A 19,601-nucleotide genomic window follows, 5' to 3' on the forward strand; every position below is an offset into this window, starting at 1 on the left:
ATCGGCTCCTGCATGACCAACATCGGCCACTTCCGTGCCGCCGGCAAGGTCCTCGAAGGCAAGTCCGACATCCCGACCCGCCTGTGGATCGCCCCGCCGACCAAGATGGATGCGCTGATTCTGACCGAAGAAGGCTACTACGGCGTCCTCGGCAAGTCCGGCGCGCGCATGGAAATGCCCGGCTGCTCACTGTGCATGGGCAACCAGGCACAGATCCGCAAGGGCTCGACGGCGATCTCCACCTCCACCCGCAACTTCCCGAACCGCCTCGGTATCGACACCCAGGTGTACCTCGGTTCCGCCGAACTGGCCGCCATGTGCGCCCTGGCCGGCCGGATCGTGACGGTGCCGGAATACATGGAGCAGATCAAGCTGGTGAACGCCAAGGCCAGTGAAGTCTATCGCTACATGAACTTCGACCAGATTCCGGAGTTTGTGGAACAGGCGGCTACGGTCGAGATGTAATTCGCGAAAATCGACGTTTTTAGAGCGTCGACCGCAAAAAAGCCCCCGTCGGGAAACCGGCGGGGGCTTTTTGTCTTCAATCTTCCAGTGTTCGCAATTGCTGGTTGGCCAGACGCAGGCGCAGGGACATTTCGTGGGCGATGTTCTGCATCAGTCGGGCAAACAAGGCGGGGTGTTCGGTTCGCATGCGTTCGAAGTTGCTGCGTGACAAGGCTTTGATGCTGGCATCCCGATTGACCTCGGCGCAGGCCGAGCGGGCTTGGGCATCGAGCAAGGCCATTTCGCCAAAGACAACGCCAGGGGTGATGGTGAACAAGCGGCGCAGGCTTTGTCGTCCGTTGATCGGCAGGCCCAGAGTGACTTCGCCTTCGAGCAGGACGAATAACTGGTCACCCGGATCGCCGATGTGAAACAGGATTTGCCCGGCCGGGGCGGAAAAGGTGTCGAAGTAGGTGGCAAGGATCTGTTGATCGGCTTCCGTCAGTCCCTGAAGCAAGGTGGTGTCGCGTAATTCTGCGTGCGACAGGGTTTCGATTTCTTCCGGGGACGTATCGGAGAGCAACTGGTTTTCGACATATTCCAGTGCGTGGTCCGTATCGGCGAACAGATGGCTGGCCGGCATGACATCGAGCAGACCGTAGGAAGCCAGAAGCTGACGGGTTTTTTTGCGGCCAGCCACATGGGCGAGTAACAGATGGCGGCCTTCGTCGATCAGCATCGTGTACAACTGGGCGACAATCTGCACGCCGGTGGCATCCCATTCGCGTACGCGACGGCAGTCGAGAATGATGTGGCTGGCTTGCTGGTGATGGGATTCGACCACATGGCGCAGGCGATCTGCGGTGCCGAAAAATAGCGCGCCTTCCAGTTCGATGACATGCACCTTGTGCCCGTGTTCGCGTAATTTTTCATTCAAACCGGCCGGGCGGACCTTCAGCGAGCGAATCGACGTGCAGTCATAGCTGCGCCGGATAAAGGTTTTAGCCATGCGCTTCAGGAACAGGCCCATGCTCAAGACAACGCCGATGGCGACCATCGTGACCGGGTTGAGCCATATCATGCCGAGACTGATGATCGAAATCACCATGACGTTTTCCCGGACTTCATGACGTCCCCGACGGCGCAACCAGGTGCGTAGCTGCTCGATAGTCCAGCGATCGACCATGGCGGTCGCCGAGTGAATCAGCAGGCCGGCCATGACTGCCATCGGGATTTTGCTGATCAGGGGGGCTGCGATGAAAACGATGCCGCACATCACGGCACCATTAACCGCTCCTGACAAACGAGTTTGTGCGCCTGCCCGGTAGTTGGCCATGGCTCGTCCCAGATTGGCTGAGCTCGGAATGCCGCCAGCAATTGCCGAAGCGATATTGCCCAGACCGGAGGCAATGAGTTCCCGGTTGGATTCATGACGAGTGCGTGCCAGAGAGTCGACGGTGACTGCAGTCATCAAGGTTTGTACGGCACCCAGCAGGGTGAGCAACAAGGTGGCGGCAATGATTTGCAGCCACGGAAGATCCAGCAATGCGCCTTCCGTGGTGGCCGGCTCCAGCCAGCCGGCAAAGCCCGTCATGGACGGCAGTTCGCCGACAACCGGGCCGACGGCGGAGGGGCCGAACAGCATTTGCAGCAGGTAATGGCTCACCAGACCAATGGCCAACCCGGCAAACTGGGGAGGGAGCGGGAATTTACGGTTTTGGGCCAGCAGGCAGACCCAGACAGTCAGCAGGGTGACCAGCGGGGCGCCCCAGTGGATCAGTGGGAGAACGGAAGGCGACAGCGTAAAGCGTTCGCTCAAGCCCAGCGTTGCGCCGAGTTGGGAATATACCAGTAGTAGCGCAACGCCATTGACGAAGCCAGCCAGCACCGGGCGAGGAATGAATTTGACGAAATTCCCCCAGCGCAATACGCCGGAAAGCACCAGCAGACTGCCGGACAAGGCAACGACGATGGCCATCAGCAAGGCAATCCGTGCAGGCGAGTTGGCCCCCTGTTCGGTCAAATGAACAAGCGCGCCGGCCAGTACGATGGAGGTGGTCGATGAGGGGCCGCCAATCGAGAAGCGTGAGCTGCCGAAGCAGGCGGTCACCAGTGCCGCAATCACAGCACAGATCAAACCGGCCTTGACGCCAAGACTGGCATATTCCTGACCAAGCGGGGCGGTGACCAGAATGCCGCCTCCGATGGCCACAGGTAGCGCAACCAGGGCTGACGCCGCACCGGCCGAAAGGTCTGCCCACAAAGATGTTTTTTGCATGGGGGCGGATTATCGCAAAGTCCTTCGCGAATGTCCTTTTGCATTCAGCATGAAGCCCGCCAAGCCTTGTTTTACGCCGTGTGCCGGCCGGTTTGGCTGGCGAATTTTCAGGAATGGTGTAAAGTTAGGTTGTAGGAATAAATTACAGGAGATGAACATGGACATCGCATCAGTAGGTGCATCTGGCGCGTATAGCAGTACCAGTGTTCAACCCGGTCGGTCGCAGGTAACGGAAGCGCCGCAGCAGGTTGAGCGGCGGGAATCGCAGTCGCGCCCTGCGCAGCAAGTAGAGCGTACGGAAGAAGCACCGCGTCCGGTGGCCAATTCGCAAGGTCAGCAAACCGGTACGTTGATCAACGTACAGGCCTGATCCAGCCGCGCATTGCGGTCAGGGGTTTGAGGCAATAAATCATGATCTCGAGTACTCAAGGTTCAAGTTCGGCGGCGTGGGGGCAGTTGCAGCAGCAACAGGCCCAGCGTAATGCCGAGCAGGCCGAGCAGCGTGCTCGCTCATTGCAGACGATGGCGCAAGCCGCGCAGCGTGAGGCCGATCAGGCTCAAGGCAATGCACGGAACCTGAAGATTGATTCGAGTCAGGCGCGTACCGATGCCGATAGTGCCCAAAGGAATGTTGCTGCAATGTCGTCCTTGAATACGGTTAACACCCAATTGGGCGAGTTGCGCAACCAGATTTCCAATGTGCTGTCCTCTCCCAGCGTTGCGTCGACAACGCCGTCTGCTTATACGAACGTCGATGGACAGGCAACGGGAACCTTGATCAACATTACGGCATGAGTTGCTGAATTTCTGCGGTCAACGGCGCTCAGGCGCTTTTTTTTTGCGTGCTGACGGCGCGCTCGATTTTTGGTTGTTTAACGGCGAAAAGGAGCCCAAAGGGTGCTAGCCAATCACTGGTGTGCTTCGGTCGACGCAACGATTCAGTTGCGGACCGGTTGTAATCCGCTCGAAAAGCATGGGCCGCAGGCTGTCATCGTGCATGCCGATGCGTGGGCGCCGATGGATGCGATTGCCAATCCGCACGATATTCGTCAGGTAGTCGACTACGAAGTGATTTTTCTGGCGATTCGTCAGTTGGAGAATAATGCCCATTGCGAATGTCTGGAGTCGAGCATCCTGGAGGTGATGGATGCCATTTTTTCCATCTCGGTGGTGTCATCAGCCTTCGTGTCGATGCACAAACCGCACGTTTATCACGGACAGGCGACACCGGCCATCTCCTTGTCGATGACCCGTGAGCAATGGGCAAAGGGCAGGGGATGATTGCTGCAATTGGCGCCGTGGCAGCCAACGGCATGCTTGGACTGAACAACTGGTTACCCTGGGATATTCCGGAGGAACTGGCTTACTTCGAGCGTATGGTCGAGGGAGCCGCGCTGCTGATCGGTCGGGCAACCTATGAGTCGATGGATGTTGTGCCGGAAGATTCGTTCGTGATTTCGCACCGGACGGATCTGGTTATGCGCCCTGGCTGTCGGCAGGTCGAGGATGTCGAAAGCGGATTGCGTAGTGCATTAGCAACTGGAAAGCCGGTCTTCGTGATTGGCGGCGCCTCGATTTATGCGGCAGCATGGCCGTATTGCGAGCGTTTCTACTTGACGCGTATCGAACGGGATTTTGCCGGCGATACTTTGTTTCCGGCTGAAATTCCGCTGGCCGAGTGGCCGGTGCTTGCCGAGCGTACCCAGTCTTATCTGGAAAAAAAGTCGGGAGAAAGGGTACTTTGTCGTTTCATTGAGTACAAACAACCCAGCCCACGTTCTCTTGCATGAAGCTTGGTGAAGTTTGAGAGACTCGTCACAGAATGAATCTAAAATGATTTTAGAACAGTGGTTTTGGCTATGACTGGTTGCCGGAAAGGCAGATTGGGCATGCTGCAGCATATCGGGCTATTGTTGCTTGGCTGTGCGGGCGGATTTGTGTTTTTCCAGATATATGGTCTGGCCGGATTGCTGATTGCCTTCGGGCTGGTACTGTTTTTCGGCGCCCTGGCGGGGTTTTACCAACGCCGCTCGAAAGTCATCGATGCGCTCCAGCGCAGTCAGAAACAACTTCATGAAGCGCAGCGACTGGCCCGGATCGGCAGTTGGGAAGTCGACCTCGTGACCAAGGAAGTCTATTGGTCGGATGAGTTGTACCGGATTTTCGAGATAGATCCGACGCAAGGTTCGGGTGATTACGGACGTTTTCTGCAAACGGTGCATCCGGATGATCGAAAGCGGGTGGATCAGGCGTATAAGAATGCCATTGAAAGCCATCAGCCTTACGAAATCGAGCACCGGGTGCTGACGGCAGATGGGCGTATCAAGCAGGTTCGTGAGCGCGGCGAGACGGTCTACGCAGATGATGGTACGCCATTGCGTTCCATCGGGACGGCGCAGGATATTACCGACATCCGGCGGATGGAATCGGAGATGTCCTTGCTGGGGACGGCCTTTCAGCACAGTGGCGAGGCGATTCTGATCTCCGATCACGAGAACCGGATTCTGACGGTCAATCCAGCCTTTACTACGCTGACCGGTTATACCCAGGAAGAAGTTGTGGGGCGTAACCCGAGCATCCTTTCGGCCGGGCGGAATACGCCGGAAGATTACGCAAAAATGTGGGCGGCCATCAAGCAGAACGGTTACTGGCAAGGCGAAGTCTGGGACAGGCGCAAAAATGGCGGAATCTACCCGAAATGGCTGAGCATTTCAGTCGTCTTCGATGATGAAGGCAATGTTCGTTACTACATGGCCCACTTCACCGATATTTCAGCCGAGCGCGCGGCTGAAGCCAAACTGCATCACATGGCGCATCACGACATGCTGACTGGTCTGTTCAACCGCTACAGCCTGAAAGACAGACTGGAGCATTCGCTGGCGGTTGCCCGGCGAAATTCCGGTCGGGTAGCCCTTATGTTCATCGATCTTGACCGTTTCAAGGGAATCAATGACACGCTCGGACACCATGTGGGCGATGAACTGCTGATCGAGGTGAGTCAACGCCTGCACAAATGCGTACGTGACAGTGACGTCGTCGCAAGGCTTGGCGGTGACGAGTTCGTGATCATGCTGACGGGGCTGGAGCACTCAAGTTCGGCCGCCACGATTGCCGAAAAGGTGCTCTCCAGTGTTGGCGAGCCCTATTCGATCGGCCCGCATCTGTTGTACACCACGCCGAGCATCGGTATTGCCATTTATCCAATGGATGGCAACGACAGTGAAGCGTTGATGAAGAATGCCGACGCGGCGATGTATCACGCCAAAAATGCCGGACGCAATAATTTCCAGTTTTTCGATGCAAAAATGAACGAAGCGGCGCTTGAGCGTCTCGGTATCGAGCATGCCTTGCGCCTGGCATTGGGACGGGAAGAGTTTCGCCTGCATTTCCAGCCAGTCATCGATATCCGGACCGGGCGGGTGGCCAGTGTGGAAGCTTTGATCCGCTGGCAACATCCGGAAAAGGGCTTGCTGGCGCCGGGGTTGTTCATTGGCGTGGCGGAAGAAACCGGGTTGATCCAGCCGATTGGCGAATGGGTTTTCTGGGCTGCTTGCCGGCAACTGGCGGATTTTCGTGCTGCCGGTATTCCTGACGTCAAGATGGGCATCAACATTTCGGCAATCCAGATGCGCAGCAGCGATCTGGCGCTGTTGGCCAAGGGGGGCATCACGGCCCATTCTTTGGCGCCGGGCGATCTGATTTTTGAAATTACCGAATCGGTCGCCATGGCACAACCGGATGAAACGGTGCGCGTACTCGATGTGCTGCACGACATGGGGGTGACGCTGGCACTGGATGATTTCGGGACCGGCTATTCCTCGCTCAGTTATCTGCGCATGTTCCCGCTCGACAAGCTGAAACTGGACCGCTCTTTCGTCGAGGAAATCGGCCAGGATATCGACGGGCAAGTGATTTGCGATGCCACCATCGGTCTGGCGCAAAATCTTGGCCTGCAACTGATTGCCGAAGGTGTCGAGACCGAGGAACAACTGGATTACCTGAAGGCACGCGGTTGCAATCTGGTGCAGGGTTACCTGTTCAGTCGGCCGATTCCGGGTGACGAGGTCATGGCGTTCATTCGTGCGCGCAACGGCTGATCGCTAACGGAAATATCGCCGGATAAAAAAGTGCTTGCCAAGCGCCAGTGCTTTTCTTATAGTTCAAACGAACGTATGAATTATAAGAGGGCAATATGGCTGAGGTTCGCAACACAGATACCCGCGAGCGCATTCTCGATGCGGCGGAGCGCCTGTTCATGGCGCATGGTTACGATGGTACGTCGATGCGCCAGATTACCGGTGAGGCCGGGGTCAATCTGGCGGCGGTGAATTATCACTTCGGTGCCAAGGAAACCCTGATGCAGGAAGTGTTTCGGCGTCGCCTGGACTGGCTGAACGACGAGCGCATGCGCGTCCTCGACCAACTGGAGGCCGAAGCCGGCGATCAGCCGGTCAAGCCATCGGCCATTGTCGATGCTTTTTTCGGCACGCTGCTGCGCATGGCGGAAGACGAAACACGCGGCGGCGTGACCTTCCTGCGCCTGCTCGGTCGCACGCTGACCGAGCCCTCCGAGTTCATTCGTGCTTTTCTCGCCCATGAATACAAAGCGGTGATGGATCGCTACAAGGAAGCCTTGTTCCGCGCCTTGCCCGAAGTACCGAAGGCCGAAATTGTCTGGCGCTTCCACTTCATGCTCGGCGCAACGTCCTACGCCATTGCCGGCACCGATGCCTTGCGTCTGGTGACCGACTGGCAGATCGAGGACGAAGATTCCACCGACCGCATCGACCGCCTGGTGCCGCGCCTGATGTCCTTCCTGCTGGGCGGCTTGCGGGCGCAGTTGCCGCAGTTTCCGGATGTGCCGCAGTGAAAAATTGCCGGCTGCTGCGGTCGACCGCAAATAAACGATAAAAAACACAAAATACAAGGAGACAACACCATGTTCGAAAGCCTCATACCGCTGTCCGGTTTGATCGCGCTGCTGCTATTGGCTGCGCTTTTGCTGATTTCGCCGATCCGGCGCAGCCTGATCACCCGGCCGATTTTTTCCGCTTACCGCAAGGTTCTGCCGCAGATGTCGGAAACAGAGCGCGATGCGCTCGAAGCCGGCAGCGTCTGGTGGGAGGGCGAGCTGTTTCGCGGCAAGCCGGATTGGCAGAAGCTGCACGCCTATCCGCAACCGAAGCTGACACCGGCCGAGCAGTCCTTCATGGACAACGAGGTCGAGGAAGCCTGCCGCTTGGTCGATGACTGGAAAGTGACGCACGAACTGTACGACCTGCCGAACGAAGCCTGGCGCTACATCAAGGACAAGGGCTTCCTCGGCATGATCATCCCGAAGAAGTATGGCGGCCTGGAGTTTTCCGCATACGCCCATTCGCAGGTGGTGACCAAGCTGTCGACGCGTTCTTCCGCCTTGTCGGTGTCGGTCATGGTGCCGAACTCGCTCGGTCCGGCCGAATTGTTGCTGCACTACGGCACTGAAGCGCAGAAAAACCATTACCTGCCGCGCCTGGCCAAAGGCATCGAAGTGCCGGCCTTCGCGCTGACCAGCCCGTGGGCCGGTTCCGATGCGGCCTCGATTCCCGACAGCGGCGTCGTCTGCAAGGGCATCTACCAAGGCAAGGAAGTGCTCGGCATGCGCGTCTCCTGGGACAAGCGTTACATCACGCTGGCCCCGGTGTGCACGGTGTTCGGTCTGGCCTTCCACCTCTATGATCCGGATGGCCTCTTGGGTAACAAGAAGCACATCGGCATCACCTGCGCGCTGGTGCCTTACGATCATCCGGGCGTCGATACCGGGCGCCGCCACTTTCCGCTCAACGCCATGTTCATGAACGGCCCGACGCGTGGCAAGGACGTGTTCATGCCGCTCGATTTCATCATCGGCGGTCCGGAAAAAGCCGGTCACGGCTGGCGCATGTTGATGGAGTGTCTGGCCGCCGGCCGCTCGATCTCGCTGCCGTCGTCGAATACCGGCATGGCACAGATGACGGCGCGCGCCGTCGGCGGCTATGCCCGCGTGCGTTCGCAGTTCAAGATGGCGGTCGGCAAGTTCGAGGGCGTCGAGGAAGCGCTGACCCGCATCGGCGCCTACACCTACATGATGGACGCCGTGCGCAAGATGACCGCCGGTGCCATCGATCTCGGCGAAAAGCCTTCGGTGGTTTCGGCCATCGCCAAGTACCACGTCACCGAGCGGGCCCGTCAGGTGGTCAATGACGGCATGGACGTCATCGGCGGCAAGGGCATCTGTCTTGGCCCGTCGAACTTCATGGGTCGAGCCTACCAGCAGGTGCCGATTGGCATCACCGTTGAAGGTGCCAACATCCTGACGCGTTCGTTGATCATCTTCGGTCAGGGGGCGATCCGCTGCCATCCCTACCTGCTGCCGGAAATGCAGGCAGCACAGAACCCGGACCAGAAAAAGGGTCTGGTCGATTTCGACAAGGCGCTGTTCGGCCATATCGGTTTCACGATCAAGAACGGCGTGCGCGCCTTGTGGCTGGGCATGACCGGTTCGCACTTTTCTGCGGTCAACACCGATGTGGCGCCGGAAATGAAGCGCTATTACCAGCAACTGACCCGCTTTTCGGCTGCCTTTGCCTTCCTGTCCGACGTGTCACTGCTGGTGCTGGGCGGCAGCGTCAAGCGCCGGGAAAAGCTGTCGGCGCGTCTCGGCGATATTCTTTCCCAGATGTACCTGATTTCCTGCACCCTGAAGCGTTATGAAGCCGAAGGCCGCAAGCAGGACGACGCCGCGCTCGCTCACTGGGCGATCTGGGATGCGATGTACAAGACGCAGCAGGCCTTCGATGGCGTGATTGCCAATTTCCCGGTGCGCTTCATCGCCGCCGTGGTCAATCGCCTGATCTTCCCGTGGGGCCATCCGTACGTCGTGCCGTCGGACGAGGTCGGGCATCGAGTCGCCAAGGCGCTGATTGCGCCGTCGGCCACCCGCGACCGGCTGACCGCCGAGTGCTTCGTGCCGCTCAGTGAAAACGAGCCGGTCGGGGCCATCGAACTGGCGCTGCTGGCGACGCTGGAGGCCGAACCCATCGAAGCAAAAATCCGGGCGGCCGAAAAGGCCGGGCGCTTTGACAACAATCCACTGGCCAATGTGCGCGATATCGCGATTGTGGCCGCCGAGCAAGGTGTCATTACGCCAGCCGAGTTCGCCATCATGAAACGGCGCAATCACCTGCGCGATATCGTCGTCCAGGTCGATGACTTCCCCTTCGACTACGGCGTGGCGACGGCCAACAAGCCCGCCGATAACCGGATGGCGGCGTGATGCAGCCGATTTACGTGGTCGACGGCGCCCGCACGCCGTTTTTGAAAGCGCAGAAAGGGCCGGGGCCGTTCGCGGCATCCGACCTCGCCACGCAGGCGGGGCGTACGCTGCTGCTGCGTCAGCCCTTCGCGCCGAGCGATCTCGACGAGGTCATCCTTGGTTGTGCCGCGCCGTCGCCGGATGAAACCAACATCGGGCGCATGGTCGCGCTGCGCCTGGGCTGCGGCAAGAAAGTGCCGGGCTGGACGGTGATGCGCAATTGCGCCTCCGGCATGCAGGCCATCGATTCGGCCATCGCCAACATCCAGTGCGGGCGTTCGCAACTGGTGCTGGCCGGTGGTGTCGATGCACTGTCACGGGCGCCACTGCTCTATTCGGACGCGATGGTGCGCTGGTTCGCCGGCATGATGAGCCTGCGTACGGTCAACCAGAAAATCCGGCACTTTTTGAAATTGCGCCCGGCCGCGCTGTTGACCCCGGTCATCGGCCTGATGAAGGGACTGACCGATCCGGTGATCGGTTTGTTGATGGGGCAAACGGCGGAAAACCTGGCCTGGAAATTTGGCATCAACCGCCGGCAGATGGACGAATTCGCCGTGCGCAGTCACCAGCGTGCCTTGGCTGCACGGCAAGCCGGGCATCTCGCTGAGATCGTCCCGCTGGTCGATGGCCAGGGCACGGTCTACGCCGAGGACGACGGCGTGCGCGCCGACGCCGATCTGGCCGGCATGGCCAAGCCGAAACCGTTTTTCGACAAGAAGTACGGCAATATCACCGCCGCCAACAGCTCGCAGATCACCGACGGTGCGGCCTGGGTGTTGCTCGCATCGGAAGAGGCGGTGCAGAAATGGGGCCTCGAACCCATCGGCAAAATCGTGGACAGCCAGTGGTCCGGGTTGGAGCCGGCGCAGATGGGCCTTGGCCCGGTGCATGCGGCAACGCCGATCCTGCAGCGCCACGGCCTGCAGCTGGCCGATATCGACTACTGGGAATTGAACGAAGCTTTTGCCGCGCAGGTGCTGGGTTGCCAGGCTGCCTGGCAGGATGACGACTATTGCCGTGAGCAACTCGATCTGCCCGGTGCGCTCGGCAAGATCGACGAGGCACGCCTGAACGTCGATGGCGGCGCGGTGGCCATCGGTCACCCGGTCGGTGCCTCGGGAGCGCGCATCGTGCTGCATTTGCTGCACGTGCTGCGCCGGAACAATGCGCAACGCGGCATCGCCACCATCTGCATCGGTGGCGGGCTGGGCGGTGCGATGCTGGTGGAGACCTGCTGATGAAACACTGGCAACTGAATAACGAAGCAAACGGTATCGTCGTCGCCGTGCTCGACCGCGCAGGTGAAAGCACCAACGCGCTGTCTACCGAAGTGATGCTCGAACTGTCGCAGATCCTCGATCAACTCGACAAGACGCCACCGGCCGGCTTGATCATCCGTTCCGGCAAGGCTGCCGGCTTCATCGCCGGGGCCGATATCGGCGAATTCTCGCAACTCGACACCCCCGGCAAGGGGCTGGCGCTGGTGGCGCGCGGCTGGGATCTGTTCAACCGGCTGGCCGCGGTGAGCTATCCGACACTGGCGCTGGTGCGTGGTCATTGTCTGGGTGGCGGTCTGGAACTGGCGCTGGCCTGCCGTTACCTGCTGGCGGTGGACGAAGCCGGGACGAAAATGGGCCTGCCGGAAGTCATGCTCGGCATTTTCCCCGGTTGGGGCGGCATGTTGCGGCTGCCGCAGCGCGTCGGTCCGGCCGCCGCGCTGGACCTGATGCTGACCGGCAAGACGCTGGACGCCAAGCGGGCACGCAACATGGGGCTGGCCGACGATTGTGTTCCGCCGCGCGTCATGGAAATGGCGGCCCGCCAGTTGCTGTTGTCGCAGCAGCCGCGCCGTGCCTTGCCGCTGGTGCAGCGCCTGCTCAACGGACCGCTGAAAGCCGTGGTGGCCAACGGCGCCCGCAAACAGGTAGCGAAGAAGGCACGCCCGGAACATTACCCGGCGCCGTACGCGATCATCGACCTGTGGCAGCAGCACGACGGCAATGCGCTGGCGGCGCCCGAGGTGGTCGAGCGCATCATCCAGTCGCCGACCGCGAAGAATCTGCTGCGCGTCTTCCATTTGCAGGAGCGCCTGAAGGGCTTCGGCAAGCCAAGCGACGACAAAGCCAGTGATTTCACCGCCCGCCACGTCCATGTGATCGGCGCCGGCGTGATGGGCGGCGATATTGCCGCCTGGTGCGCACTGCGCGGCTTGACGGTTACCTTGCAGGATCAGTCGCTGGAACGCATGGCACCGGCCCTGAAACGGGCGCACGCGCTGTTCGTCAAGCGTCTGCGCGAACCGCTGAAAATTCGTGCCGCGTTCGATCGCCTGATTCCCGATGTCGCCGGAGATGGCGTTGCGCATGCCGACGTGGTTATCGAGGCGATTTTTGAAAGTGTCGAGGCCAAGCACGCGCTGTTCCGTGCCATCGAACCGAAGCTCAAGCCGACGGCGGTGCTGGCCAGCAATACGTCCAGTCTACGCCTGGAAGACTTGCGCACGGCGCTGGCCCGGCCGGAACGCCTGGTCGGCATCCACTTCTTCAACCCGGTGGCGATGATGCCGCTTGTTGAAGTAGTCGAAGCCGAGGGGGCAGATCCGACGATGGTTCGCGCCGCCTGTGCCTTCGTCAAGCAAATCGACAAGCTGCCGTTGCCGGTAAAGAGCGCGCCGGGTTTCCTGGTCAATGCGGTACTGGCGCCTTACATGCTGGCCGCGATGCGTGCGGTCGACGACGGAATTTCACCGGAAACGGTGGACGAAGCCATGCTCGCCTTCGGCATGCCGATGGGGCCCATCGAACTGGTCGATACCGTTGGCCTGGACATCGCGCTGGCGGCCGGGCAGCAACTGGCCGGTGGCGCCGAAGCGCCGCGTTGCCTGCAGCAGCGCGTCGACCGTGGCCAGTTGGGGAAAAAGAGCGGGCAGGGCTTTTACGACTGGTCGAGCGGTCAGGCGAAGAAAGCCGCACCGGGTAGCGTACCGGCAGGTCTGGCGGAAAAACTGGTCAAACCGCTGGTTGACCGCAGCAGTCAGCTGGTCGCCGATGGCGTGGTGGCCGATGCCGATCTGGCCGACGCCGGGGTGATTTTCGGCACCGGTTTTGCGCCGTTCACCGGTGGGCCGCTGCATCTGCGTGCGGGGCGTCGTTAAAGGGTGTGGCAAATTTCCAACAAGCCCTGCGGTTTTTTTTATTCAAACAGTATTTCAAACGTTTGTTTGATGTTTAATGTTCAACAGGCAGTACCGGGAATTTTTCCCAATATATAAACAATAAAGGAGACAAGACGATGTACAACAAAGGAAGCCAAGTGCGCCTCATACCGGCGCTCGTATTTCTCGCTTTTTCCGGCAGTGCAGCAGCTTCCGGGTTTCAGTTGCAGAACCAGAACGCTGCCGGGACCAGCGTCGCCTATGCCGGTGCAGCGGCCGTGGCTGAGGATGCCAGCACGATTTTCTTCAACCCGGCCGGGATGACCTATCTGCCGATGGGCCACAGCGTCTCCGTTGGTGGCACGGCAATCCATCGTTCGGTGAAGTTCAAGAATACCGGCACGACACCGATGCCGGTGATCAATCCGCTGACCAACTTGCCGACCGGCGCTTTCCATACTGCGGGTGGCAATGGCGGCAACGGTGGTGGAACGGGGGTGGCGCCGGGGCTGTACTACAGCTATGCCGTGTCCGAAGCCTTGCGCCTGGGGCTGGGTTTTTCCGTAACCTACGGCAGCGAAACCGAATACGAAGACGACTTCATCGGTCGTTTCTCCGGCCGTTACACCTCGATTCACCAGATGAACCTGAATCCCTCGGTGGCCTACAAGGTCAACGACAAGGTGTCGGTCGGTTTTGGTCTGAACTACGCCAAGTCGGAAATCGAATTCCGTCAGAATGCCCCGTTTGTCGGTGCGCCAGAAGGGCGGCTTGAAGGTGACGACACGGCCTGGGGCTGGAATATCGGTGCCATGTTCCAGCTCACGCCGGCGACCCGGCTGGGTGTCAGCTATCGTTCGAAGATCAAGTTCGACCTCGAAGGCAAGCAGAAAATTGCTGCACCGCTCAATGTCAATCGTGACATCACCGCCAACCTTGAAACGCCCGATACGTTCTCGCTAGCCTTCAGCCACAAGGCAACCGAGCGCCTTGAGTTGCTGGCCGATGCGACCTGGAATGGCTGGAGTTCAGTCAGTTCGCTTGACCCGATGGTCGGCGCGGCGCGGGCGACCGCACCGCTGCGCTATAACTTCGATGACACCTGGCGTTTTGGCATCGGTGCCAAGTATCAACTGAACGATAAGTGGAACTTGCGTGCCGGTATTGCCTACGACCAGACGCCGGTACCCGACAAGGCCAGCCGGACGATGACCGTGCCGGATTCCGACCGTACCTGGCTGGCTTTCGGCGCCCGCTGGAAGATGAGCCCGAATACTTCGGTCGACATGGGTTACGCCCGCATTTTCTTCAAGGATGTGTCGACGGCGCGGGCGGTCATGAATACGGCTGAAACCGCCACGCTGCAGACAGTGCGCGGCGATTTCAAGACGCACGCCAACCTGTTCTCGCTCCAGGTCAATCACCAGTATTGATTTTTCTCCCTGCAACATCCTTGCGTGATTTCAGCCCCGGCCCGTCCGGGGTTTTTTTTGCAAATTGGCGCAATAAAACAGTTGACCGAAAGACGCCGCGATCTATAATTCAAACGTTCGTTTTATTTATTCGTTACGTTTTATCGAAGTCTAAAAAGACCATTGAAGGAGACTAGCTTTGACCAAGCTGATTGTTAAAAAAGCCGCCGTACTCGGCGCCGGCGTGATGGGGGCGCAGATTGCCGCGCACCTCGCCAATGCCAACGTGCCGGTCGTGCTGTTCGACCTGCCGGCGAAAGAAGGAGACAAGAACGGTATCGTCAGGAAGGCCCTCGACGGCCTCAAGAAGCTCGACCCGGCGCCGCTCGCCAGCAAGGGCAAGCTCAAGTTCATCGACGCCGCCAATTACGACGAACACCTGCCGCTGCTCGCCGAGTGCGACCTCATCATCGAGGCCATCGCCGAGCGCATGGACTGGAAGAATGACCTCTACGCCAAGATCGCACCGCACATCGGTGCCGACGCGATTGTCGCTTCCAATACCTCCGGCCTGTCGATGAACGCGCTGGCCCAGGGGCTGCCGGAAGCCATCCGGCCGCGCTTCTGCGGCATCCACTTCTTCAACCCGCCGCGCTACATGCACCTGGTTGAAATCATCGGCACGCAAAGCACCGATGCCGGCACGCTGGACGCCCTCGAAACCTGGCTGACCTCGCGCCTCGGCAAGGGCGTCATTCGTGCGCTGGATACGCCGAACTTCGTCGCCAACCGCATCGGCGTCTTTTCGATTCTCGCCGTCATGCACCACACCCAGGCCTTCGGCCTCGGTTTCGACGAAGTCGATGCACTGACCGGTCCGAAGATCGGTCGTCCGAAGAGCGCCACCTATCGCACCGCCGACGTCGTCGGCCTCGATACCCTGGCGCACGTCGTCAAGACCATGCAGGACACGCTGCCCAACGACCCGTGGCACGCCTACTTCACGACGCCGGCCTGGTTGCAGGCGCTGATCGGGCAGGGCGCACTGGGCCAGAAGACGCGCTGCGGCATCTTCAGGAAGCAAGGCAAGGAAATCCAGGTGCTCGACCTGGCGGCGCAGGATTACCGCAAGTCGGCCGGCGAAATCGCTGCCGACGTCGACGCCATCCTGAAAATGCGCAACCCGGCTGAGAAGTTCGCCGCGCTGCGTGCCTGCCCGCATCCGCAGGCACAGTTCCTGTGGGCCATCTTCCGCGACATCTTCCACTACGCCGCCGTGCAGCTCGAAAGCGTTGCCGACAATGCGCGCGATCTCGATTTCGCGATGCGCTGGGGCTTCGGCTGGGCGCAGGGTCCGTTCGAAACCTGGCAAGCTGCCGGCTGGAGCGATATCGCGCAAGCCGTCGCCGCCGACATCGCCGCCGGCAAGTCCATGAGCAGCGTCGCGCTGCCGGCCTGGGCGCTGGAAGCCGGACGCACTGGCGTGCATAGCGCCGACGGTTCCTACTCGGCGAGCAAGAATGCTTACGTGCCGCGCTCGACGCTGCCGGTCTACCAGCGCCAGCTCTTTCCCGAGCGCGTGCTCGGTGAAACGGCACTCGCCCCGGAAAAATCCGGCGAGACGCTGTTCGAAAACGACGGCGTGCGTTTATGGTGCCTGCCGGCGGTCGACCGCAAGATCGGCATCATTTCCTTCAAGTCCAAGATGCACACCATCGGCGACGAAGTGCTCGACGGCCTGATTGCTGCCGTCCGCCACGCCGAAACGACGCTGGACGGCGTCGTTGTCTGGCACGAAGCACCGTTCGCCGTTGGTGCCAACCTGCAGCAGGTCGGCGAAGCCTGCGCTGCCGGCCAGTTCGACATGCTGGAAAAGACCGTCGAGAAATTCCAGCGTGCCTCGCAGACGCTCAAGTATGCGCAAGTGCCGACCGTCGCCGCGGTGCAGGGCATGGCCCTGGGCGGTGGTTGCGAGTTCGTCATGCATGCCGGCAAGCGTGTCATGGCGCTGGAAAGCTATGTCGGCCTGGTCGAAGCCGGCGTCGGCCTGATTCCGGCCGGTGGCGGCTGCAAGGAATTCGCCGTGCGCGCCGCCGAATGGGCCGCCCAGTCGGCGACGCCGGGTGAAGTGTTCAACTTCCTGCAACCGGTGTTCCAGACCATCGCCATGGCCAAGGTCGCCAAGAGTGCGGTCGAAGTTGTCGAAATGGGCTTTGCCAAGCCGTCCGACACCATCCTGTTCAACGCCAACGAACTGCTCTTCGTCGCGATCAAGGAAGCGCGTGCCGTGGCCGATGCCGGCTACGCGCCGCCGCCGATGGCGCGCGGCATCCCGGTCGCCGGCAAGAACGGCATCGCGACGCTGGAAATGATGCTGGTGAACATGAAGGAAGGCGGCATGATTTCCGCGCATGACTACAAGGTCGCCAAGTCGGCCGCTATCGCACTGTGTGGCGGCGAAGTCGAAACCGGCAGCCTGGTTGACGAGGAATGGCTGATCACCGTCGAGCGCCGCCTCTTCGTCGAATTGCTGAAAACCCCCGAAACCCAGGCCCGGATCAAGCACATGCTCGAAACCGGCAAACCTTTGCGTAATTAATCGGGTCAGGAGACAAACAAAAATGAGCAAACAGACCATGAATAAACAAGTCCAGGACGCCTACATCGTCGCCGCGACCCGCCTGCCGGTTGCCAAGCGTAACGGCATGTTCAAGAACGTGCGGCCGGACGACATGCTGGCCGCGGTCATCAAGGCGGTGGTCGCCCAGGTGCCGGGCATTGACCCGGCGCGCATCGGCGATGTCATCGTTGGTTGTGCGATGCCGGAAGCCGAGCAGGGCATGAACGTCGCTCGCATCGGCGCGCTGCTCGCCGGCCTGCCGATCACCGTGCCCGGTATCACGATCAACCGCTTCTGCTCCTCCGGGGTGCAGGCGGTGGCCGATGCCGCCAACCAGATCCGCCTCGGCCTGGCCGATGTGATGATCGCCGCCGGCACCGAGTCGATGTCGGTGATGCCGCAGATCATGGGCAACAAGATGTCGATGAACCCGGCCATCTTCGCCAAGGAAGAAAACCTCGGCATCGCCTTCGGCATGGGCTTGACCGCCGAGAAGGTGGCCAACCAGTGGAAGATCTCGCGCGATGCGCAGGACGCCTTCGCGCTGGCCTCCAACCAGAAGGCCTGTGCGGCAATTGCCGCCGGTCACTTCAAGGCCGAGACGACGCCGTATGCGATCAGCGAAAGCCTGCCCGATCTCGCGTCCGGCAACATCAAGTTGCGTCAGCGCCTCGCCGATACCGACGAAGGCCCGCGTGCTGATGCCTCGCTGGAACGCCTCGGCAAGCTGAAGCCGGTATTCCATGCGCGCGGTTCGGTGACGGCCGGCAACTCCTCGCAGATGTCGGACGGTGCCGCTGCGGTCATGCTGGTCTCGGAAAAGGTGCTTAGGGAACACAACCTGACGCCGCTCGCCCGCTTTGCCGGCTATGCCGTCGGCGGCGTCGCGCCGGAGATCATGGGCATCGGCCCGATTGCGGCCATCCCGAAGGTGCTGGCGCAAGTCGGCATCCATCAGGACGACCTCGACTGGATCGAACTCAACGAAGCCTTCGCGGCGCAGGCGCTGGCCGTGACCCAGGAACTGGGCCTGAACCCGGCGAAGATCAATCCGCTTGGCGGCGCCATCGCGCTCGGTCACCCGCTCGGCGCCACGGGTGCAATCCGCATCGCGACGCTGACGCACGGTTTGCAGCGTACCGGCGGTCGTTACGGCATGGTCTCCATGTGTATCGGCACCGGCATGGGTGCAGCCGGCATTATCGAACGTCTGTAGCGGTCGACCGTGCAAAAAAGGCAAAAACCATGAAACCCGCCTGGCTGGCCCGGCTTTCTCCCAGCTGGCGGGCGCGCATGGTGCGTCTCGGCTTCAATTTTCATCCGGCCTTTCGCGGTACCGGCGGGCGGGTCGTGCATGTGGCGAAGGACTTGCGCCACATTCGCATCCGCCTGGCGCTCAGCTGGAAGACGCGCAACATTGTCGGCTCGCTGTACGGCGGCTCGCTGTTTGCAATCACCGACGGGGCGCATCCGATGATGTTGATGGCGGCGCTCGGCGACAATTACATCGTCTGGGACAAGGCGGCCAGCATCCGCTATCGCAAGCCCGGTTACACGACGCTGTACGGCGATTTCGTACTGCCGGACGAAGAACTGTCGAGCATTCGCCAGGCGCTGGCAATAAACCCGGAGCTTGAGCGGACTTATACGGTCGAACTGAAGGACAGTTTGGGAACGGTGCACACCATCGTCGAACGAACTGTTTATATTGCCGATAAAAACTACTACCGGAACAAAACTGGTGGAGGAGACAAAGCATGATCACATCAAACAGCGTACGCAATGCCGCGCTGATCGCGGCGCTGCTTGCCGCACCCGGCTTGCAGGCGGCGGAAGTCGCCGGGGTTCGGGTGGCCGACAGCTTGCGCGTCGGTAACCAGGAGTTGGTGCTGAATGGCGCCGGTTTGCGCAGCAAGTTGTTCATCAAGGTCTATGTCGGCGCCTTGTACGTCGAACGGCGGATGACGACGCCGGCGGCCATTCTCGAGAACAGCGGACGGCGGCGCGTCGAACTGCGCCTGTTGCGCGATCTCGATGCCGATGCGTTGCACTCGGCGCTCGACGAGGGCCTGACAAACAATCATTCGCCGGCCGAACTGGCGCCGCTGAAACCGGCGGCCGATGCGCTGGCTGGCATCATGCGCCGTATCGGCAAGGTCCGCGAAGGCGACGTCGTGGCCATCGATTTCTCGGCCGATGGCGTGCAGGTCGCGCTCAACGGCGAGGAACGCGGCAAGATCGCCAATCCGGAATTCGCCCGGGCCTTGCTCAAGGTCTGGTTGGGAGACAAGCCGGCAGACGCCTCACTCAAGAAGGCGCTGCTCGGTCAATAAGGCACTACACAGGAGGAGACAATC

16 protein-coding genes are annotated in these 19,601 nt (G+C 60.5%); 15 read left to right on the forward strand and 1 reads right to left on the reverse strand.

Going from position 1 to position 19,601, the window contains the following annotated elements; translation table 11 throughout:
* On the forward strand, positions 1-465 hold a 465-nt coding region (locus tag RCI20_RS16205; protein WP_306607335.1), incomplete at its 5' end, for an aconitase family protein.
* Positions 466-541: 76 nt separating this feature from the next.
* Here the strand turns inward: RCI20_RS16205 and RCI20_RS16210 are convergent.
* Complete coding sequence (locus RCI20_RS16210; protein ID WP_306607337.1) at positions 542-2,722, reverse strand: SulP family inorganic anion transporter; 2,181 nt, start codon at positions 2,720-2,722, stop codon at positions 542-544.
* A 157-nt stretch (positions 2,723-2,879) separates the two neighbouring features.
* On the opposite strand from RCI20_RS16210, the gene RCI20_RS16215 reads away from it, so the two are divergent.
* The 14 genes from RCI20_RS16215 (at position 2,880) to RCI20_RS16280 (ending at position 19,577) form a co-directional block, all read left to right on the forward strand.
* On the forward strand, positions 2,880-3,092 hold the full coding sequence (locus tag RCI20_RS16215; protein WP_306607339.1) for a hypothetical protein: 213 nt from the start codon (positions 2,880-2,882) through the stop codon (positions 3,090-3,092).
* A gap of 41 nt (positions 3,093-3,133) precedes the next feature.
* Positions 3,134-3,517 carry a hypothetical protein gene (locus tag RCI20_RS16220; RefSeq protein ID WP_306607341.1) on the forward strand — a complete coding sequence of 128 codons (384 nt, stop codon included), beginning with the start codon at positions 3,134-3,136 and terminating at the stop codon, positions 3,515-3,517.
* A 102-nt stretch (positions 3,518-3,619) separates the two neighbouring features.
* Entirely contained in the window at positions 3,620-4,003 is a 384-nt protein-coding gene (locus RCI20_RS16225; protein ID WP_306607343.1) for a dihydroneopterin aldolase, read from the forward strand.
* Positions 4,000-4,512 carry a dihydrofolate reductase gene (locus RCI20_RS16230; RefSeq protein WP_306607345.1) on the forward strand — a complete coding sequence of 171 codons (513 nt, stop codon included), beginning with the start codon at positions 4,000-4,002 and terminating at the stop codon, positions 4,510-4,512. Before RCI20_RS16225 ends, RCI20_RS16230 begins: the two co-directional genes overlap by 4 nt.
* Before the next feature lie 99 nt (positions 4,513-4,611).
* Complete coding sequence (locus RCI20_RS16235; RefSeq protein WP_306607347.1) at positions 4,612-6,819, forward strand: GGDEF domain-containing phosphodiesterase; 2,208 nt, start codon at positions 4,612-4,614, stop codon at positions 6,817-6,819.
* 95 nt (positions 6,820-6,914) lie between these two features.
* Complete coding sequence (locus tag RCI20_RS16240) at positions 6,915-7,592, forward strand: TetR/AcrR family transcriptional regulator (protein ID WP_306607348.1); 678 nt, start codon at positions 6,915-6,917, stop codon at positions 7,590-7,592.
* A 69-nt stretch (positions 7,593-7,661) separates the two neighbouring features.
* On the forward strand, positions 7,662-10,016 hold the full coding sequence (locus RCI20_RS16245) for an acyl-CoA dehydrogenase (RefSeq protein ID WP_306607350.1): 2,355 nt from the start codon (positions 7,662-7,664) through the stop codon (positions 10,014-10,016).
* The gene (locus tag RCI20_RS16250) at positions 10,016-11,296 is read left to right on the forward strand and encodes an acetyl-CoA C-acetyltransferase (RefSeq protein ID WP_306607448.1); all 1,281 of its coding nucleotides are present in this window, start codon (positions 10,016-10,018) and stop codon (positions 11,294-11,296) included. Before RCI20_RS16245 ends, RCI20_RS16250 begins: the two co-directional genes overlap by 1 nt.
* Positions 11,296-13,212: a 3-hydroxyacyl-CoA dehydrogenase NAD-binding domain-containing protein gene (locus tag RCI20_RS16255; RefSeq protein WP_306607351.1), complete on the forward strand. Its 1,917-nt coding sequence runs from the start codon at positions 11,296-11,298 to the stop codon at positions 13,210-13,212. Before RCI20_RS16250 ends, RCI20_RS16255 begins: the two co-directional genes overlap by 1 nt.
* A gap of 137 nt (positions 13,213-13,349) precedes the next feature.
* Positions 13,350-14,645: an OmpP1/FadL family transporter gene (locus tag RCI20_RS16260; RefSeq protein WP_306607352.1), complete on the forward strand. Its 1,296-nt coding sequence runs from the start codon at positions 13,350-13,352 to the stop codon at positions 14,643-14,645.
* Between the two features lie 178 nt (positions 14,646-14,823).
* A complete protein-coding gene (locus RCI20_RS16265; RefSeq protein ID WP_306607353.1) occupies positions 14,824-17,223 on the forward strand; it encodes a 3-hydroxyacyl-CoA dehydrogenase/enoyl-CoA hydratase family protein in 2,400 nt (799 codons plus the stop codon).
* 37 nt (positions 17,224-17,260) lie between these two features.
* Complete coding sequence (locus RCI20_RS16270; RefSeq protein ID WP_306607450.1) at positions 17,261-18,460, forward strand: acetyl-CoA C-acyltransferase; 1,200 nt, start codon at positions 17,261-17,263, stop codon at positions 18,458-18,460.
* 29 nt (positions 18,461-18,489) lie between these two features.
* The gene (locus tag RCI20_RS16275; RefSeq protein ID WP_306607354.1) at positions 18,490-19,005 is read left to right on the forward strand and encodes a DUF4442 domain-containing protein; all 516 of its coding nucleotides are present in this window, start codon (positions 18,490-18,492) and stop codon (positions 19,003-19,005) included.
* The gene (locus RCI20_RS16280; protein WP_306607356.1) at positions 19,002-19,577 is read left to right on the forward strand and encodes a chalcone isomerase family protein; all 576 of its coding nucleotides are present in this window, start codon (positions 19,002-19,004) and stop codon (positions 19,575-19,577) included. Before RCI20_RS16275 ends, RCI20_RS16280 begins: the two co-directional genes overlap by 4 nt.
* Positions 19,578-19,601: the final 24 nt, after the last annotated feature.

It is taken from the genome of Azonexus sp., from assembly GCF_030824335.1.
Lineage (GTDB): Bacteria > Pseudomonadota > Gammaproteobacteria > Burkholderiales > Rhodocyclaceae > Azonexus.

Excerpts from the sequence above, each read along its gene's own strand:
- RCI20_RS16210 (WP_306607337.1), bottom strand. The coding sequence starts at position 2,722 with ATGCAAAAAACATCTTTGTGGGCAGACCTTTCGGCCGGTGCGGCGTCA.
- RCI20_RS16215 (WP_306607339.1), top strand. The coding sequence starts at position 2,880 with ATGGACATCGCATCAGTAGGTGCATCTGGCGCGTATAGCAGTACCAGT.
- RCI20_RS16220 (WP_306607341.1), top strand. The coding sequence starts at position 3,134 with ATGATCTCGAGTACTCAAGGTTCAAGTTCGGCGGCGTGGGGGCAGTTG.
- RCI20_RS16230 (WP_306607345.1), top strand. The coding sequence starts at position 4,000 with ATGATTGCTGCAATTGGCGCCGTGGCAGCCAACGGCATGCTTGGACTG.
- RCI20_RS16235 (WP_306607347.1), top strand. The coding sequence starts at position 4,612 with ATGCTGCAGCATATCGGGCTATTGTTGCTTGGCTGTGCGGGCGGATTT.
- RCI20_RS16240 (WP_306607348.1), top strand. The coding sequence starts at position 6,915 with ATGGCTGAGGTTCGCAACACAGATACCCGCGAGCGCATTCTCGATGCG.
- RCI20_RS16245 (WP_306607350.1), top strand. The coding sequence starts at position 7,662 with ATGTTCGAAAGCCTCATACCGCTGTCCGGTTTGATCGCGCTGCTGCTA.
- RCI20_RS16250 (WP_306607448.1), top strand. The coding sequence starts at position 10,016 with ATGCAGCCGATTTACGTGGTCGACGGCGCCCGCACGCCGTTTTTGAAA.
- RCI20_RS16255 (WP_306607351.1), top strand. The coding sequence starts at position 11,296 with ATGAAACACTGGCAACTGAATAACGAAGCAAACGGTATCGTCGTCGCC.
- RCI20_RS16260 (WP_306607352.1), top strand. The coding sequence starts at position 13,350 with ATGTACAACAAAGGAAGCCAAGTGCGCCTCATACCGGCGCTCGTATTT.
- RCI20_RS16270 (WP_306607450.1), top strand. The coding sequence starts at position 17,261 with ATGAATAAACAAGTCCAGGACGCCTACATCGTCGCCGCGACCCGCCTG.
- RCI20_RS16275 (WP_306607354.1), top strand. The coding sequence starts at position 18,490 with ATGAAACCCGCCTGGCTGGCCCGGCTTTCTCCCAGCTGGCGGGCGCGC.
- RCI20_RS16280 (WP_306607356.1), top strand. The coding sequence starts at position 19,002 with ATGATCACATCAAACAGCGTACGCAATGCCGCGCTGATCGCGGCGCTG.